General features: G+C 63.2%; 2 protein-coding genes. Both read left to right on the top strand.

What is annotated here, in order from left to right; translation table 11 throughout:
• Positions 1 to 249, top strand: a 249-nt coding sequence (locus ACJ8OK_RS24275) for an autotransporter outer membrane beta-barrel domain-containing protein (protein WP_126199613.1), incomplete at its 5' end; no start/stop codon positions are given.
• A gap of 118 nt (positions 250 to 367) precedes the next feature.
• Positions 368 to 1,677: S8 family peptidase (locus ACJ8OK_RS24270; RefSeq protein ID WP_442531162.1), on the top strand; the 1,310-nt coding region annotated here is incomplete at its 3' end.

Raw genomic sequence — 1,677 nt, 5'->3', positions numbered from 1 at the left:
CTGCGCAGCGAGCTGGGGTGGCAACACCAGTACGGCGGGCTGGAGCGTGGCACCGGGCTGCGGTTCAACGGCGGCAACGCGCCGTTCGTGGTGGACAGCGTGCCGGTGTCGCGCGACGGTATGGTGCTGAAGGCGGGGGCGGAAGTGGCGGTGAACGAGAACGCCTCGCTGTCGCTGGGCTACGGCGGGTTGCTGTCGCAGAACCATCAGGACAACAGCGTCAACGCCGGTTTCACCTGGCGCTTCTAAGCAACATCGACTCAATCCTTGTACGGGAACCGTCTGCGGGCGGTTCCTTTTTCACATCCTGCTAATGAGAACCCGGCGCACCTGGGGCGTCGGCCAATAACAAGCAAAAGGTAAGGAAATGACAACAACAATGGGTTTTGATAGCAAAGGAAACGCTCGTCGCTCGCCATGGCGGCTGAACGCGCTGGTCTGCTGCATGGCGCTGGCGGGGTATGCGCAGGCGGCGCCGCACGAGGTGAATGGCCAAGCCGGCGATCCGGCCAGCTGGCGCAGCGCCGAATTCAACGCCAACTGGGGGCTGGGGGCGATCCACGCCGATGAGGCCTACGCCGCCGGCTACACCGGCAAAGGGCAGAAGGTGGGCATTTTCGATACCCCGGTCAACCGCCATCCCGAGTTCGCCGGCGACGGCAAACTGATCAACGTGGTCACCGAAGGCTATCGCGCCTATACCGATCCGCACCGGCCGGGGATTAACGCCGGCGATCGCTTTTACTTCGACGGCACCTTCCACTTCTACAGCGGTTCACAGGGCATGCTGAGCAATCACGGGGTGCACGTCGCGGGCATCAGCGCGGCGAACCGCGACGGCGTCGGCATGCACGGCGTGGCCTTCGATTCGCAGGTGATCAGCGTCGATAACGACAACGACGGCCCGGCCTACGGCGAATTCCTTGGCCTGGACGGCGCCGTCACCAATGCCGGCTGGCAGGCGATGATCAAGAGCGGCGTGCGGGTGATCAACAACAGCTGGGGCGTCAGTATTCCCGATTTCCTGTCCGACGGCGGCCGCGATCCCAACGCGCTACACTTTGAGCTGAAGGATGCGCAGGAACAGTTCGATCAGGTCAAACCGCTGCTCGGCAGTTTGGCCGGCGCAGGCTATCAGGGCGCCATCGACGCGGCGCGCAAAAATATTCTGGTGCTGTTCGCCGCTGGTAACGACGGCAACTACAACCAGCCGGATGTGATCAGCGGGCTGGCCTATTTCGTGCCGGACATCGCGCCGAACTGGCTGTCGGTCGCCAGCGTGGCGCAGGATGCGACATCGACCAACAGCGTGCCTTACACCATCAGCAGCTTCTCTTCCCGTTGCGGCTATACCGCCAGCTTCTGCGTCTCGTCGCCGGGCAGCAAAATCTACAGCACCGTGGCCAACGGTTCCGATCCGGCCAACCTGGTGTCGGACTACGGCAATAAAAACGGCACCTCGATGGCGACACCGCACGTCACCGGCGCGGTGGCGGTGTTGCTGCAGCGCTTCCCGTACATGAGCTCGGCGCAGATTGCCGACGTGCTGAAAACCACTGCCACCGATATGGGCGCGCCGGGCATCGACGCGCTCTACGGTTGGGGGATGATCAACCTGGGCAAGGCCATCAACGGCCCGGGCATGTTGGTGACTGCCGAAGATATTCCTGCGGAGTT

Source organism: Serratia sp. CY71090, assembly GCF_052166845.1.
Lineage (GTDB): Bacteria > Pseudomonadota > Gammaproteobacteria > Enterobacterales > Enterobacteriaceae > Serratia > Serratia nematodiphila.
The sequence above is the reverse complement of the archived record's forward strand: the minus strand, read 5'-3'. Positions and strand labels throughout refer to the sequence as shown.